The sequence below is a fragment of the Variovorax sp. SG517 genome (assembly GCF_013376045.1).
Lineage (GTDB): Bacteria > Pseudomonadota > Gammaproteobacteria > Burkholderiales > Burkholderiaceae_C > Variovorax.
Map to the genome: position 1 here is coordinate 469,115 of NZ_JABMJG010000006.1, position 15,456 is coordinate 484,570.

Below are 15,456 nucleotides of genomic sequence, written 5' to 3' on the forward strand. Positions count from 1 at the left end.
GGAGCAATGGAGTTCTGCTGCCGCGAATGCAACAGGCATGATGGGCAGCGACGCGGGCGAGCGACGACCCCGCGGTTGGACAATGACTTCAGGGCAGGCGCGTTTCGCGCGGCGCCTCACGCCGCGGCGCTCATCGGCGAGCTTCAGTCGTCATCGCAGTCGTCGTCGTGCCTGTGGTAGTAGTAAGGGCCGTGGTCATGGTCGACGCGCAGGGCGACGGACGGCGGCTGATAGATGACCGGTGGCGCAACGACGACCCGCGGCGCGACCGGGTACACAGGCGCTGGGACCACGTAGGCCGGTGCGGCTTCATAGACCACGGCCGGCGGCCGGGGCGCCACGACCACAGTCGGGGAACTGATGCCAATGGACCAGGTCACGCCAGCGGTCGCGGACCCCGCTGCCAGCAGCAAGAGCGCAGCCATTGCGGATGAACACAGTCTTTTGCGTTGCGGGTTCTTCATGAAAGATCCTTGCATTGAAGTCCTTGAGGTGTGGCAGGAGGGGCGGACCTGCGTTTCCGGAAGCGGCAGCGGCGTGCGGTTCCCGAGGCCCTTGAAGTGATTCATACCGCGATGTTGCCGATGCTTCATCGAAGATCGGTGGGTGCAGCATCAAGGATTGGTCAAGCAGCCTTCTTTTCGAAAGCCTTGCAGCGCTATGTCGTGCCCCGAGCAGGCGAACCGCGCCTTCCTCCCTCAAGGGAAAGAAAGAACGCTTATCCGCCGATCGATCTGCGCAGGCCTTGATCGCGCGGCAGGCAGATCCGGATCTCCAGCCCGCCTCCGGGGCGCGCAGCGGCCTTTGCCTCGCCGCCATGTGCCTTGCAGATCGCCTGCACGACGGAGAGCCCCAGGCCGGTTCCCCCCGCGTAGCGGGAGCGCGACCGTTCGCTGCGCCAGAAGCGCTCGAAGAAACGCGACACGTCGTCCACCGAAGCACTCTTGCCTCGATCCCGCACGATCAGTTCGAGTGTGGATGCATCTGCACGGCAGTCGATCTCCACCAGGCGGCCGTCGCTCGCATAGCGCACCGCGTTGTCGACCAGCGCCGAAAGGACCTGGCCCAGCCTGCCCCTGTCGGCGCGCACCGTCTCTTTCCTGCTCACATGGTTGGCCGCCGTCATGCCGCGTTCCTGAAGGGAAGGAAGAGCCCATGAGAGGCGCTCCTCGACGAAACCGTGCAGGTCGAACTCCGTCATTTCCAGCTGCAGGCGGCCACCTTGGGCCAATGACAGAACCTGGAGATCGCCAATGATGCGGTTGATCTGCCCCAGTTGATCGAGCACGGTCCGGATCTGCTTTTCATCGAGCGGGAACACCTCGTCGACGATCCCCTGCAGCCGCCCCATTGCGGCAGTCAGCGGCGTGCGAAGCTCGTGGGCGATCGCGGCGCTGGAGTCCTGCAGTTCGCGGTCGTAGGCCTCCAGGCGCTCGGCCATCGCGTTGAAGTGGTTGGCCAGGCGCTGGAGTTCGGCCGGTGCGGATTCGAGCACCGGCGCACGGGCGGAGAAACGCCCCATCGAGACCGATTCCGCCGCCGTCGCGACATCGGAGACGGGCTCGACGATGCGGCGCGCCAGGAGCAATCCGAACGCCGCTACGAAGGGGGTGATGGAAAGGCTCAGCAGCATCTGGATGAGCAAGTCGTCCGAATCCGACGGCATTGCGAAGCGGTCGCCGTACTGGGTATAGAGCTCGACCAGGCGCTTCGAGACCTCCTCGCTCTTGGGCGCGTTCTCGAGTTGCCTGAGTTCTTCGGCGACGCCGGGCGGCAGCTGGGCCTCGTTCTTCGATTCCCAGTAGCTGTAGCGCACCCACATGCCCGCCTGCACGGCCGCCGTGGCGGCAATCGCCAGCGCGATCATCCGCCACGTGAGCCACGCCCACAGCGAACGGCGCGATGGCTTCATCTGGAATCGCCAAGGCGATAGCCGACGCCCCGCACGGCCGTCGGGGTGCCCTGGACGCCTTGTTCTTCCAGCTTTCGCCGCAGGTTGTGCACATGCGTGTCGACCACCCGCTCGAGCGCATCGCTCTCCGGCAGGCATGCTTCCAGCAATTCGAGGCGGCTGAAGGCTTTGCGCGGATTGCGCATCAGGGTCGCCAGGAGCTTGAACTCGGTGATGGTCAGGTCGAGAGGCTCTGACTTGTCCGCGACACGTGCCATCACGGCGTCGAGATCGAGCTCCAGCGGCCCCCACGCAAGGTGAGTCTGGCTGCTCTGTTGAGAGCCATTGCGCACGCGCTTCAAGATGACCTGCACGCGCGCGACCACCTCCTTGGGGTTGAAGGGCTTAACGACATAGTCGTCCGCGCCGTAGCGAAGCGCACCCAGCTTCTCCACTTCCCCATCGACGGCCGTGACCATGATGACGGGTATATCGCCGGCCCTGCGAATGGCGCCGAGGATCTCGTTCCCATTGACCTGCGGCAGCATGTAGTCGAGGAGCACCAGGTCCGGCTGCCATTGCCGGAACATCTGCATGGCCTCGCCGCCATCGCGGCAAATGGACGTGAGATAGCCATCGCGCTGCAGATAGGCGGCCAGCACCTCGGCGATCTGGGAATCGTCTTCAACAATCAGGATGCGTTCGTTGGCCATGGGAATCGTGTTTCTTGTTTGCGGCGGGCATGACCTGGGTTCGCGATGGAATCGCACATGCGCGAGGGCGGGAACTTTCGTTTGGAGCCTGTGCGGGAACACTCTCGCGAACAACCCCGGCATTATCCGGCGCGTGCGAAGAGCGCAGGCAGAGACATCGTTGCCGCTGCCGCATCGAAACGCGCATTGCGATGGCAACGCGGGCATCGCGCGTAATGAACGGGATCTCGAGCCATTGTCAGGTCCATCTGTCAAAGCTCGAACCACCCTTTATCAAGATCTGATCAAGACTCGGTAGTCGTCGGAGTTGGGGAGGCCAAGCTGAATCGAGCCGCGCCTGAAATTTCCAGATAAGAACGCTTCTTGAACGAAACCACATAGACATTCAATCGCGGCTTGATCGGCGCACGAGAACATGGCTTGCATTTTCATCGAGAACAAGCCATGGAATTTCAGGTCGAGGCATTCCCCACGCCGAAGTCCTCGGATACGCGCACGGCCACGGCCACGGGCAGGGGCAGGGGCAGGGGCATACGGCGTGACTCAACGATCGTGGCATGGGTCTCTGCCAGAGGCGACAAGGTGCTCATGGTGGTCGTGCTCTTTGCCGTGGCATCGTGGTTGTTCTACTGGTTCGGGCCCTGAGCCGCCGCGCGCTGGTGCAGTGGCGGCCGGCAGCACGCCCAGTTCGAACCCGCCGAGTTCTGCTTCCAGCGAGCAGATGAAGCTGCCGCCGAAGACGCAGCCTGGGCTCGCGATCTTCATGCCGTCGCTGCCCTCAGAGCCGACAGAGGTGCGATGCGAACGCCCAGCTCTCGCAGAAGGTGCGGGAGGTGAGGGTCGGACCACACCGCGAACTCGACACAGCGCCCGCGGCTGATGACATCGCCCACCGCCAAGCTCCCGGGGTGGCACATCAGCAGATCGCCGCTGCGGGCCTGCCTCAGCCATCGCCGCAACAAGGAGCCGTACCCGCTTTCGGTGGCATCGAAGCCGTAGACACCCAGCAGACGGCGATTGGCGACGAAGCCCAGCGAGCGAGCGCGGCGGCGGAAAGGCTCGGCGCCCACCAGGTGATCGATGAGCCATGCCTTGCGTCCGTCGGCACTTCGAAGGCCACCCGAGAGCGAGGCAGCCGGCGCGGCGCTCACGCGAAGCCACGGCAAGGTGCCGCCGTACCGCCTGAGCAGCACGTCCAGCACCACGTCCCGTATCACGGGCAGGTGATGCACGTGTTCGTGGCTGTCCACATGGGCGGGAACGCGGAACATCTCTTCCTCGAAGGCGTCGAGCTGGCGCAGCAGGGCTTCGCGCACAAGGCGCTTCGGCAGCAGCCGGAGATGGGCCGCTGCGATCAAGGTCTGCACCGACCCCAGCGCGGGCGCTCCGCTGAACGACTGCGTCAGGTTGAAGTGAAGCCCGACATCGATCCGCCGGCTGTCCAGGAGCCGCGCACGCGCCGCGCCGTCTTCCCACTCCGGTGCCTGGGTCATTGCACTCAGCGCACTCACGCGCCGCATTTCCGCCAGGTGCAGCGCGGCTGCATTGACACCGGTATTCAGGCCGAAATCATCCACGCACACGGCGATGGTGCGCTCGGGACATGCGGACACCTCATCGCCCCCCATCTGGACTTGCTCGGCACATGGCCCGCATGCGACTGCCGGGTCTGCATTGCCGGGCGAGATGCGGCAAGCCTCCGGCGCCACGGATGTGGGTTGCTTGTTCTTCATCGGTGCCGTTCCTCTTGAGGTGCGGCTTCCAGCGGATCCGCGCCGCCGTCCGGACCACTGTCCTTCAGGCCGGTTCCCTGAGACCTGCGAATCAGATACAGCGGGCGTCCCTTCACTTCATCAAAGACCCGCGCCAGGTACTCTCCGATCACGCCGAGCGACATCAGCTGCACGCCCGCCAGCAGGAACATGGCGACGACGATCGTGGTCCATCCCGACACTTCATTGCCCCAAAGCATGTACGACAAGGCCAGCATGCCGCCGTAGCCGAACGCGGCAAGCGCGAGCAGTCCTCCAAGCACGCTGGCCGCGCGCAGAGGCCAGCTGGTGAACATGGTGATGCCGGTCAGGGACAGGCTGCACAGCGCCTGCAAGCTGTAGTGGCTCCGGCCGTGAGGCCTCGCAGGCGGCACGTAGGCAATGTGCTCTACGCGGAAGCCGACCCAGGCGAACAGCCCCTTCATGAAGCGGCTGCGTTCCGGAAGGGTGCACAGCGCGTCGACCACCACGCGGTCCAGCAACCGGAAGTCGCCTGCGTCGGCGGGTACCCGATAGCGTCGATCGCAGTCGAGAAGCCTGTAGAAGATCCGCGTCCCGATGCGCTTGACCCAGCCCTCCGCATCGCGATTCGAGCGCCTCGCGCAGACCATATCGGCGCCCTGCGTCCAGCGGGCGATCATCTCGGGAATCAGTTCGGGAGGGTGCTGGCCGTCGCCGTCCATCAAGAGGACGAGATCGCCGCGCGCCGCGTCCAGGCCCGCGCTCAGGGCCGCCTCCTTGCCGAAGTTGCGCGAGAGCTCCAGCAGCCGCACGCCCTGGTCTTGCCAGCGCAACGCCGACTCGCAGGTGGCGTCGGTGCTGCCGTCGTCGACGACGATGACTTCCCACTCCCGCGACAGCGTGACCAGCACCGCGATCAGCCGCGGCAGAAGCAGTTCGAGGTTCCTGGCCTCGTTCCGGCAGGGAATGACGCAGCTGATGGAGGCGCCGTGATCTCGCTGCGCGGGTTGTCTGGGTTGCGCCGACGCCAGAGGCGCATCGTTCGACGGCCGTTCGGCCGGCCTGAAGTCATCGAGGTGCAAGCGCATGTGGGCGTCGAGCAGCGCTCTGCGGGTCAACGAGTCAATTCGCTGCATTTGCTCTCCGCGTGCAGTAGATGGACGGCGAGCGAGGGACGACGGTTCGCCAGTACAAGCCGGGGAATTTCTCGCCTACCGGCCGATAGCCCGGGTGTGATGCAGCCTTGCTCAGTTCCAGGACGCCGCAGTTGTCGACCAGCTCCTTGTTCACCCAAGGGCTGATGTCGAAGCGGCCATCGATCAGGACCAGAGGGCGTTCACCGAGCTGCAGCGCCAGTGCGCCTGCCTCGGCGGGAGGCCCCGCGATCACGCGGACCGGTCCTCCGAGTTGAGCGCGTGCTGCCGGCGCTACCGCGTCGGCCAGCGCTTTCGCATCGAAATTCCGCCAGTGATGGCGCTGCAGCCGAAACTCTCCGTTGGCGGAAATCATTTGGCCCCAGGCCAGCAATACCAGTTGAATGAGGCAGAAGCTCACCAGCGCAGATTTCAACGAGACGCGGGGCCACACTTCTTTCCAGGGACCCAGCTCCATGAAGGCCGGAACGGCGAGCAGGAGGAACGGAGCCCCCCAATGCAACTGCAGGTCCGCGCCCACGGCCAGGCCCAGCACGAGAGTGAAGACCAGCGGCGTGAGGCCGAAGCACAGCAGGAGCCTGCGGCTCATTCCATCGTCGTCGGGCAGCGGCGCACGCGGTGGCGCGTGGACATCCGTGCGTGCGCGGACTGCAAGCCAGAGCACCGACAGAAGTAGCAGCCACGCAGGCAGCGCCCGGTTCAGGAGCTGATCGAACAACCAGCGCAAGCAGACGCCCAGCCTCCGCATCCCGTGGAGATCGAGGCCCAGCGACGACTCCATCGCATAGCGGATCGGACCGAGGTCGTGCGTCCAGAGCCAGTACAGATGCGGAGCCATGACAGCCAGCGAAACGGTCGCGGCCAGGGCAAGGCCCCGTCGATGATCCGCATCTCGCCAGCCTCTTTGCCACACCCAGAACACCGCCACGGCGAGGGCCATCACGACGATGTGATATTTCGCGAGCCCTCCGACGCCGAGGCAAACCCCCAACCACAGCCACCAGCGGCGCTGCCTCGAGACAAATGCCTTCCAGGTGAGAACAGCGCTGGCCACTGCGAACGGGATCAGCACCACTTCGTGGTTGTAGTAGTAGAGACGGCCGTTGTAGTAGGTGATGCACAGGGCCGCAAGCAGTGCCACCGTGGCATACACGGTGCCGCGAAGGGCGGCAAGAAATCGCCAGAGCATGCCCATCGCCGCCAGCACGAAGGCCGCGCCGAGCACATAGGTGATGGCCCCCGACAAGCCCATCAACTGCACGGGAAGCCAAAGCACCCACGTGGGCAGCGGAGGATGCTTGTAGTAGCCCCATTCGAGGCTGCGCACCCAGGTGAGCTGCTCGATGTTGTCCGTGGGCGGCACGAGGCTCGACTGCGCAAGGTGCGGCAGCCAGATGGCGGCGAACACGGCGAGCAGCGCGATGACCCAGGCTCCGCTGGGCCGGGGCGGCGAGGTGCCTCGGGACTCGGCGGACCGCGATGCCGGCCTGGCGCGATCGGGCCGCGGTACAGGGCCGCTGAGCACGGCCTCGGCGGAGCGGACCACGGCCGACAAGGATGGACCGGGATTGGAATCTGGAAGCGGAGAGTGCATTCGAAGGCGCGCGAGCCCAGGCGGGCTTCAGGATTGACTGTGACGAAATGCTCTCTTCGCACGATGCAGAAGCACTGGGGGTTTCATCAACGTTCGATCAATTCGCGTTGAACGGCCCTTGAGCGCGCCCGAGCGCTTTGGCTCTCGATCGGATCTGGATCGTGCGCAGGCTCTTTCTCGATGCGCTTTCACAAGAATCCTCTCCGGTCCCTTCGATGGGACGGACCTCGTTGCCGCACGGATGGCCGCCCCTGGCTGTCCGGCACAGGGCCATGAACCCCAACCTTGAAAGCGATGCATTGAAGACAGCTCGTAAATGGGCACTCGCGGTCGGCGCCGTCGTCGTTGCCACTGCCGGCGCGTTCGCGCTCGTGGAAATGAACACAGGCCCGCAATCCGATCTGGCCACCGCAGTGGTCGAGCGCGGCACCTTGGCCCAGGAAGTACAGGCGGTGGGCCGGGTCCGTCCCAAGGAGTTGGTCGCCGTCGGCGCACAGGTGTCGGGCCGGGTGGAGCGCCTGCACGTGAGCCTGGGGCAGCGTGTAGCCAAGGGACAGCTGATCGCCGAAGTCGATGCGCAGCCGCAGCAGATCGCGCTGCGCAGTGCCGAGGCTGTGGTCGACTCGCTGCGCGCGCAGCTCAACGCGCGGCGCGTTGCAATGGCGCAGGCCCGGGTGCTGCTGCGCCGCCAGCAGACGCTGACCGTGGCCGAGGCGACCGCGCAGGCCGATCTTGAAGCAGCGCAGGCGGCGGTGGATACGCAGCGAGCCGAGATCGACTCGTTGCAGGCCCAGGTCGTGCAGGCGCGCACGCAGGTCGACACGGCGCGCACGCAGCTCGACTACACACGCATCGTGGCACCGATGGACGGCGTCGTGGTGGCGGTGGTCACCCGGCAGGGACAGACGCTCAACGCCTTCCAGAGCACCCCCACCATCGTCATGCTGGCGAAGCTGGACGTGATGACCGTGCGCGCCGAGATTTCCGAGGCCGACGTGAACCTGGTGGCGGCGGGCATGGCGGCGAGCTTCGTCGTGCCGGGCAGCCGCACCGACCGCTATCAGGCACGCATCGCCCTGATCGAGCCGGCTCCCGACTCCATCGCCAACGAGGCTGCGGCGGCCGGAGGCGCCTCGTCCACAGCCGCCGCGGCCAAGGCCGTCTACTACAACGCCCTGTTCGATGTGCCCAACGAACACGGCATGCTGCGCCCCTCCATGACGGTCCAGGTCTCCGTGCACGTGAAGAAGATCGAGGACGCATTGCTCATTCCCGCCGTGGCGCTGCGACCGGGTGCGAAGGCCGGACACGGAACGGTGCGCTTGCTGCAGCCGGACGGGGACGTGGTCGAGCGCCAGGTGCAGACCGGCCTGCGCACGCCCCTGCAGGTGCAGGTACTCGGCGGCCTGGCCGTCGGGGAACGCGTCGTGGTCGGTGAGCCGGTCGCGGCGGATGCCGCAGTGCCTCAAGGACCGGCGCTATGGTAGGCACGTCCCGGACATTGCTGGAGACGCGCGGCCTGCGCCGCGAGTTCGTGGCGGGGGAGGGCACTCTCGCCGTGCTGGACGGCATCGACCTGCGGATCGACGCGGGGGAGATGGTGGCCATCGTGGGTGCTTCGGGCTCCGGCAAGTCGACGCTGATGAACATCCTCGGCGCGCTGGATCGCCCGACTTCGGGCAGCTACCGCGTGGCCGGCCAGGAGGTCGCGGATCTGGACGCGGACGGCCTGGCGAGGCTGCGGCGCGAGCACTTCGGCTTCGTCTTCCAGCGCTACCAGCTGCTGGGCGAATTGACCGCGCTGGACAACGTGGCGCTGCCCGCCATCTACGCCGGCTGCAGTGCGCAGCAGCGCCAGGCCCGCGGGCTGCTCCTGCTCGAGCGCCTGGGATTGGGAGCGCGCGCGGACCATCGGCCCAGCCAGCTCTCGGGCGGACAGCAGCAGCGCGTCTCGATCGCGCGCGCGCTGATGAACGGCGGCAGCGTGATATTGGCCGACGAGCCGACGGGCGCCCTGGACACATCCAGCGGCGAGGATGTGCTTCGCCTGCTCGCCGAACTGAATGCGCAAGGGCACACGGTGATCATCGTCACGCACGATGCCCAGGTGGCCCGCCGCGCGTCGCGCGTGATCGAAATCAGCGACGGCCGCATCGTCTCCGATCGGCGCAGCGAAGCTGCGATGGTGCCGTGCACCACCATGTTGCCGGCACCGCCGGAAGGCGAGAGCGGGCGCGAAGGCACGGCCACGCCGGCACGCATGGCGCAGACGCTGCGCATGGCGCTCTTCGCCCTGCATGCCCACCGGCTGCGCGCGCTGCTGACGATGCTGGGCATCGTCATCGGCATCGCAGCCCTGGTGTGCGTGGTCGCGTTGGGGCGCGGTGCGCAGGATCAGGTCATGGCCCAGATCCGCGAACTGGGCACCAACACGCTGGAGATATTCCCCGGCCGCGACTTCGGTGACCTGAGGGCGAGCGCGATCGAGAACCTGTCGGTGGCCGACGCCGAGGCGCTGGCGCAGCAGTTCTACGTGGACAGTGCCTCGCCCAACATCTCGGTGTCAGTGGCGGCACTGCGCGACTCTGCGGTGGCATCGGCCCAGGTCAATGGCGTGGGCGCGGGGCTGTTCCGCGTGCGCGGCCTTTCATTGGCTGCGGGCCGCTTCTTCGACGCCCGCGAGCAGGAAGCGCGCGCGCAGGTGGCCGTGATCGATCAACGCGCAGCCACGGCGCTCTTCGGTACCGCATCGCCGCTGGGGCAGACCGTGCTCCTCGGCGAGATGCCGGTGCAGGTGGTCGGCGTGCTGCGCCCGATGCAGAGCAGCTTCGCGTCGAGCACGCCGGGCTTCTTCGTGCCCTACACGACGGTGGCGACCCGCCTCGCAGGAAGGCAATTCCTCGAAAGCATCACGTTGCGCATCAAGGACGAAATCTCCAGCCGAGCAGCGCAAGGCGCCGTCACTTCGGTGCTGCGCGACCGCCACGGCAGCCAGGACTTCTTCATCATGAATTCGGACCAGGTCCGGCAGGCCGCCACGCGCACCAGTCGCACCCTGGCGCTGCTGATCTCCGGCGTGGCGACCCTGTCGCTGATGGTGGGAGGCATCGGCGTGATGAACATCATGCTGGTGTCGGTGACCGAGCGCACACGAGAAATCGGCGTGCGAATGGCGGTGGGTGCGCGGCGCGCCGACATCGTTGCGCAGTTCCTCATGGAAGCCGTTCTGATCTGCCTCATTGGCGGCGCAGCCGGCGTGTTGCTGGCCTTCGGCCTGGGTGCGCTCATCGCCTTGGCGATGCCGCAACTGCCGATGTCCTTTTCCGCGCTCTCGGTGGTGCTGGCCGTGGCCAGCTCCTGCCTGGTCGGCGTGGCTTTCGGTTACCTGCCCGCAAGAAACGCCGCGCGGCTCGAGCCGGTGCAGGCCCTCGCGCGGGATTGACATGACGCGTTCCTTATCTTTCTCTCTTCTTCGCCTTCGGGCGTCCTTGCCCCGAGTCATGGTCACCGCGCTGTTGGCCTGCGCAGCGGTGGGATGCGCCACGCCCGAGGCCCCCAAGCCGATGCCTATGCTGCCGCCTGTGTATACCCATGCCGGGACCACCTCGGCGGCCCAGACAGGCAGCAAGGGTTTGGTCTGGTGGCGCGCGGGCGAACTGCCCGTGCTCGACGCCTGGGTCAACACCGCCCTTGCACGTAACGCAGACCTTGCCGTCGCCGGCGTGCGGTGGCGCCGGGCGATGCTGGAGGCCCGCCTCGCCGGCGCGCAGCTGGCACCAACCGTGTCGGGCGCATGGAACACCCGCGTCGCGAGAGGCCTGGGCAGTGGACAAGCGGATCCAGGCTCAGGCAGCACCGGGCAGATCGCGGTGAGCTGGGAACTCGATCTCTTCGGGCGCCTCGGGGCGTTGCAGGATGCCGCCAGCTTCGAGGCGCAGGCAAGCGAACAGGACAGGCAGGCCGTGCGGCTCGTACTGGTCGCCAGCGTCACCGACTTGTATTTCCAGCTCTCCCATGCCAACGGCCGCGTGGCGATGGCCGAAGCCAGCGAACGCGACGCCCAACGCATCGTGGCTCTGGTGCAGGCCCGCTTCCAGGCGGGGGCGGAAGGAAGGCTGGCGCTGCACGAGGCGCTGCAAGTGCGTGAGGAACGTGCCGCTGATCTGGCGGCCCAGCGCCAGGCAGCCACGGTGCTGCGCGAGCGCGTGCGCGTGCTGCTGGATGGCGCTTCCGTGCCGGAACCCGAGCCGCGGACACTGCCCGAGCTCGCCTTGCCGCCAGTACAGCCGGGCCTTCCGGCCGAGCTTCTCGGTCGCAGGCCCGACCTGCGCGCTGCCCAGTGGCGGCTTCAGGCCGCGGGCGCGCGCATCGACGCGGCGGTTGCGAGCTACTACCCTGGTATCGCACTCACCGGTGCCCTGGGGAGCTCCAGCAGAGCCCTCCTCGACGTACTTGCCAATCCGGTCGCGACATTGGGCATCGGCATGACCTTGCCCTTCCTGCAGGCGCGCACGCTGGGCATCGAGACGGACATCGCCCGCACTCGCTACGAGGAGGCGGCAGTGGGTTTTCGCAAGGCGCTGTACACCGCGCTCGGCGAAGTGGACCAGGCCCTCTCCGCCCGCACCCGTCTCGCCGAGCAGGAGGTCGCGTTGCGCCAGGCCCAGCAACAGGCGGCGGAAGCGGCACGGGTCTACGAGGCACGCTTCCTGGTCGGGCTGCTGCCGCTGAGAAGCTGGCTCGATGCGCAGGAGCGTCTGCGTACGGCAGAGGTCGCCCATGCTTCGATACGGCTGGCCCAGATGCAAAACCAGATCCAGCTTTCTCAAGTGCTCGGCGGCGGCTGGATGACGAACCGCTATGGCCTCGTCTATCCAGGGCATCTGGGGCGGCGCGATGCCGAGGACTTCGGTATGAACGGGCGCAAGAGTCGTGGGCACGCGGTCGACCCAGGTTAGTTGGGGGACTGCGCAAGAATAGGTCCTGACCAAAGAGACCGGCACGCTATAGCGGTTGCGCTCGAAGTGCAACAGACAAATGGGCGAGACACGCGTGGTGGACTCGATGAAGCCATCGAAGGGCCTGGGCACCGGCATCAGCAGCGCACGCTCCTGCGCCCAGACTTCGGCGATGCTGTCTGGCAGCTTGTCGTGGGCGATCTCGCCCTACAGCGCCTTGCAGCGATTCTTCAGACAGTCGTTGAGCAACGCCGGCACGGGCTGCCACAGCCGGTTCCGCGCATCGCGCACAGGTTCATCGCTGCGCGATAAACGCAAGCAGGTTGCGTTGCCTTCGGTCATTCCGAAAATGAAATTCAGTCGCTCATTTTCAGAGGTAATTCAACGCTCGTTACCGCCTTTGTACAGGTCACACTCGTAAATCCCGGCCTGTCGTGCAGGTCGATGCCGCATGGGCTTCTCGTCGAATCCATGCGCGCATGACAAGGGTAGTGACATTCAATGTCGCGTAGCTGACGTCGCATGTGACAACGAATGTCACTTCTTGCCGCAGCGTGTCTATCGCAACGCATGCAATGCATTCATCGGTTTTACCGATTTCATTTTATTGAGCCATCGAATCGGATGGCATGCAGCTTGCTGAATCATTTGTTTACAAATCGCGCCCAATGACACATTACTCGAACGACGACGACAAGAAGGCGGCCGTGCTGGACCGTCGCACCTTCTTCATCGGCACTGCGAGTGCACTCGCCCTCGGCACGACGGCTTGCGGTGGTGGTGGCGGCTCTTCGGCTGGCGTACCTCAGGCTGCGGGAGTCGCTGTTTTGCCGCAGCCCGCAGCGTCCGACGCAGGTCAGCTGCCGGCTGCTGCGCCAGCAGCTCAGCCAGCTGCTGCGGCGCCAGCAGCGGTTCCTGAGCGCCAGCCCGCGTCCGTCACGGGCGTGTTCAAACACCCCGGACTGTTGGTCACGGAGCCAGACTTCGCGCGTATCCGCGAGCTGATCAAGACCGGCCAGCAACCGTGGACGGACTGGTACAAAAAGCTGTGCGCCGATAAATTCAGCATCCTGGAAACCCGGCCCTACCCGTTAGCGGGCGTATACCGGCAGGACGGCAGCAAGAATAATCTGTACGTCGACATCTGGCGTGCCTGGAGCCTGGCGCTGCGCTGGAAACTCTCGGGCGACGATCGCTTTGCCGACAAGGCGGCAGAGTTCCTGGACGCCTGGGCGGACACGCTGAAGGAGATCGGGACGGTTCCGCCTGGGTCGACCGCCCATGACGACCACACCTTCATCCTGATGGCGGGTATGCAGGGCCACCAATTCGCGCAGATCGGCGAGATCCTGCGCACCTACCCCGGCTGGCCGCGGGACAAGCTCAAGCGCTTCCAGGACATGCTGATGACGGTGTGTGCGCCCATTTCGTCGTGGTTCCTCAGCGAAGGCCGGATGGGGTCCCATGCCAACTGGGACATGGCCTCCATGGTCGGTGCGATGGCCATCGGCATCTTCTGCGACAACGCCGAGCTGTACCGGCTGGCCTGCGATTCGTACGCCGCCAACAACCGCGGCAAGCTGCGGAACTTCGGCAACGGCTCGGCCCTGCACGGCGTGTACTACATGCACCCGGGCCACTTCGGGCAATGGGAGGAGAGCGGACGCGACCAGGGGCATGCGACGCTGGGCATGTCGCTCGGCGGCGACGTGATGGAAATGGCCTGGAACCAGGGCGACGACCTCTACGGGCTGTACAACAACCGCTTCCTCTCGGCCGCCGAGTACGTGGCGCGGACCAACCTGCAGGACGAGAACGGCAAGCCGTACGTCATGCCGTACGTGCTTGAGCAGAACCCGACCGCGCCCCACACCAGCCAATGGACGGAGGTGGCCTTTGGTCCCACCCCTGACGGCAAATACATCGGATTCGGCCGCAACTGCTGGGAGCCGATGTTCAACCACTACGTCAACCGCCTGGGCATCGCGGCACCGAACGTTGCGCGCATGGTGCCGTACTGCGAGGCGAAGTACGGCGGCAGCAGCGACGACATCTGGTGGCCGACGCTGATCCATCGCCGCGTGCCGTATGCCGGGCCGATGAAGCCGCCCTCGGGTCTCACGGGTTATCTGAATGACGGCCGCGTGCTGCTGTCGTGGTGGGGGAGCGTGGGAGCGACTTCCTATGTGGTGCAGTGTGGCAGTTCGGCCAGCGGCCCCTTCACGACGGTGGCCACAGTGGCAGCGGACCAACTGCTGACCTACACCGATGCGCCCTCCAGCGGCACGTGGTTCTACCAGGTCATCGCGCAGGGCCCCGGGGCACCGGGGACCGGTTCAAATATCGTCCGGGTCGCAGTCCCCGGCGAACTGGGCTTTCGGATGCCGCTGGACGGGGCGAGCGGCCTGGTCCCCACCGGCACGCTGCTGCGCCCGGATGGCACCACGACGGTCGTGGAGGGCAAGCTGGTGGACGGCGTGACCTGGGGCGAAGGGCGCAACAAGGACAAGGCGCCCATGTTCGATGGCAAGTCATCGGGCATCCAATTGCCGGCGGGCCTGTTCAGCAACCTGGACGACTTCACGGTGTCGATATGGGCCTATGCCAACGGGTATCGCTGGGACACCTGCATCCTGTTCGCCGGGACCGATGCCAATTCCGCCCTCGGTATTGCCCCTCAGGCCGGCCGAGGTGGACTGCGGTTCGGCATATTCGGCGCAACCGGAAATGATGCACGTGCGTTGGAAGGCCCCAGCGCCCTCCCCACGAGGCGCTGGGTTCATGTGGCGTACACGCAGGAGGGCACGACGGGGCGGCTCTATCTCGATGGCGTCGAAGTGGCGAATGCGGACTACATGACCCTGACGCCGCGCCAGGTGGGCGACCAGGTGGCCTTCCTGGGCCGCAACTGGGCGCATCCGGCATTCAACGGCCGCCTGCAGGACTTCCGCATCTATGTGGGCGCACTGAGTGCCGTGGAGATCGCCGCACTCGCTAAGAGCGACTAACGAAACGCGGGCAGCGTACGAACGCAGGTAACCGGTAGTACGGCGGGTAGTCCACGAAGCGGCTGGTCAGCGTGTGCGCGATGAGGCTGGCGGCCATGATGCCGCCGTCGATGACTGGCGCGCGCACAACTGGTCTGGTTCTGATGACCGGAGGGCCGCCGAACCGGAAAAACTTGTCGAGGACTCCGCTGTGGCCGTCCACCATCCAGGGAATCTCGCCGCGCTGGGTCTTGGACGGGTTGGCATGCACGTCGAACTGGGCCATTGTGCGATACCAGGGACGGTAGTCCTCGCCGAAAATAGCCACTTGCTCCACCAGTCCGTTCTGGGCGGCAATCCACTGCGCAGCCGCAGTGATTTCTTTCATGAAACCAGGCTTCCGCTCACGGCCCCACCGCGACATGG

At 65.9% G+C, this 15,456-nt stretch carries 12 protein-coding genes and 2 pseudogenes; 5 read left to right on the forward strand and 9 right to left on the reverse strand.

Translation table 11 applies throughout. The annotated features are described in order from the left end of the window. Window positions 1-143 precede the first annotated feature (143 nt). From FHT32_RS20780 to FHT32_RS20810, 7 genes are all read right to left on the reverse strand, one after another. A complete protein-coding gene (locus FHT32_RS20780) occupies window positions 144-380 on the reverse strand; it encodes a hypothetical protein (RefSeq protein ID WP_176666472.1) in 237 nt (78 codons plus the stop codon). Between the two features lie 338 nt (window positions 381-718). Next, a complete protein-coding gene (locus tag FHT32_RS20785) occupies window positions 719-1,912 on the reverse strand; it encodes a HAMP domain-containing sensor histidine kinase (protein WP_176666473.1) in 1,194 nt (397 codons plus the stop codon). Next, window positions 1,909-2,604 (reverse strand): response regulator, encoded by a 696-nt coding sequence (locus tag FHT32_RS20790; RefSeq protein ID WP_176666474.1) that lies wholly within the window; start codon window positions 2,602-2,604, stop codon window positions 1,909-1,911. The genes FHT32_RS20785 and FHT32_RS20790 overlap by 4 nt, the downstream gene beginning before the upstream one ends. A 543-nt stretch (window positions 2,605-3,147) precedes the next feature. After that, window positions 3,148-3,369 carry a hypothetical protein gene (locus FHT32_RS20795; RefSeq protein ID WP_176666475.1) on the reverse strand — a complete coding sequence of 74 codons (222 nt, stop codon included), beginning with the start codon at window positions 3,367-3,369 and terminating at the stop codon, window positions 3,148-3,150. Further along, window positions 3,366-4,337, reverse strand: a complete 972-nt coding sequence (locus tag FHT32_RS20800) for a ChbG/HpnK family deacetylase (RefSeq protein ID WP_176666476.1) — start codon at window positions 4,335-4,337, stop codon at window positions 3,366-3,368. The genes FHT32_RS20795 and FHT32_RS20800 overlap by 4 nt, the downstream gene beginning before the upstream one ends. Next, window positions 4,334-5,473, reverse strand: a complete 1,140-nt coding sequence (locus FHT32_RS20805; RefSeq protein WP_256099083.1) for a glycosyltransferase family 2 protein — start codon at window positions 5,471-5,473, stop codon at window positions 4,334-4,336. Before FHT32_RS20805 ends, FHT32_RS20800 begins: the two co-directional genes overlap by 4 nt. Next, a complete protein-coding gene (locus tag FHT32_RS20810) occupies window positions 5,460-6,899 on the reverse strand; it encodes a glycosyltransferase family 39 protein (RefSeq protein WP_176666477.1) in 1,440 nt (479 codons plus the stop codon). Before FHT32_RS20810 ends, FHT32_RS20805 begins: the two co-directional genes overlap by 14 nt. A gap of 458 nt (window positions 6,900-7,357) precedes the next feature. Here FHT32_RS20810 and FHT32_RS20815 point away from each other — a divergent pair, with 458 nt between their 5' ends. The 4 genes and pseudogenes from FHT32_RS20815 to FHT32_RS20825 all read left to right on the forward strand — a co-directional run bounded on the left by FHT32_RS20815 (window position 7,358) and on the right by FHT32_RS20825 (window position 12,043). Beyond that, complete coding sequence (locus FHT32_RS20815) at window positions 7,358-8,572, forward strand: efflux RND transporter periplasmic adaptor subunit (protein WP_256099084.1); 1,215 nt, start codon at window positions 7,358-7,360, stop codon at window positions 8,570-8,572. After that, a pseudogene (locus FHT32_RS20820) lies at window positions 8,566-10,041 on the forward strand (ABC transporter permease); the annotation flags it as partial. The gene FHT32_RS20815 and the pseudogene FHT32_RS20820, both read left to right, overlap by 7 nt. 168 nt (window positions 10,042-10,209) lie before the next feature. Further along, window positions 10,210-10,527 (forward strand): FtsX-like permease family protein, encoded by a 318-nt coding sequence (locus tag FHT32_RS35450; protein ID WP_371132232.1) that lies wholly within the window; start codon window positions 10,210-10,212, stop codon window positions 10,525-10,527. Between the two features lie 58 nt (window positions 10,528-10,585). Continuing rightward, entirely contained in the window at window positions 10,586-12,043 is a 1,458-nt protein-coding gene (locus tag FHT32_RS20825; RefSeq protein ID WP_176666479.1) for a TolC family protein, read from the forward strand. Window positions 12,044-12,076: 33 nt separating this feature from the next. Here FHT32_RS20825 and FHT32_RS20830 read toward each other — a convergent pair. Then, window positions 12,077-12,343, reverse strand: a pseudogene (locus tag FHT32_RS20830) (IS21 family transposase); the annotation flags it as partial. Window positions 12,344-12,711: 368 nt separating this feature from the next. On the opposite strand from FHT32_RS20830, the gene FHT32_RS20835 reads away from it, so the two are divergent. After that, a complete protein-coding gene (locus FHT32_RS20835) occupies window positions 12,712-15,051 on the forward strand; it encodes a LamG-like jellyroll fold domain-containing protein (protein WP_176666480.1) in 2,340 nt (779 codons plus the stop codon). Here FHT32_RS20835 and FHT32_RS20840 read toward each other — a convergent pair. Further along, window positions 15,038-15,418, reverse strand: coding sequence for a hypothetical protein (locus FHT32_RS20840; RefSeq protein ID WP_176666481.1), 381 nt, complete (start codon window positions 15,416-15,418; stop codon window positions 15,038-15,040). The genes FHT32_RS20835 and FHT32_RS20840 overlap by 14 nt on opposite strands. Between the last annotated feature and the right edge of the window lie 38 nt (window positions 15,419-15,456).